Here is a 301-nt window from a genome sequence, read left to right on the forward strand (position 1 = left end):
TCTATGGTTAACTTGTTTTTCGATAGTATCCCAATTTGTATAATATCTTGAAGATAAAGTTTTCCCAACTCCAGGTTGACCATAACAGATACCAATATATTGATATTTAATGCAAGCGTCACAAAATTCAGCAAACCGTTTATACTCTTTCGTTTCAATAAAATTCTGATTTTTAGTCATTACGATACCTCTTTAATTTATTGACGTTTTTAGTCGTTTCTTGAGGTGAATAACCACAATTTTTTTCTTCCTTAATTAATTCCGTGGTACTTGGACTAGTAATATTTTGTTTTAAGTGTTT

At 29.6% G+C, this 301-nt stretch carries 1 pseudogene; it reads right to left on the minus strand.

What is annotated here, in order from left to right:
- Positions 1 to 180 (minus strand): annotated as a pseudogene (locus KA926_RS07520) (AAA family ATPase); the annotation flags it as partial.
- Between the last annotated feature and the right edge of the window lie 121 nt (positions 181 to 301).

It is taken from the genome of Staphylococcus sp. GDY8P94P (assembly GCF_017892255.1).
Taxonomy (GTDB): domain Bacteria; phylum Bacillota; class Bacilli; order Staphylococcales; family Staphylococcaceae; genus Staphylococcus; species Staphylococcus cohnii.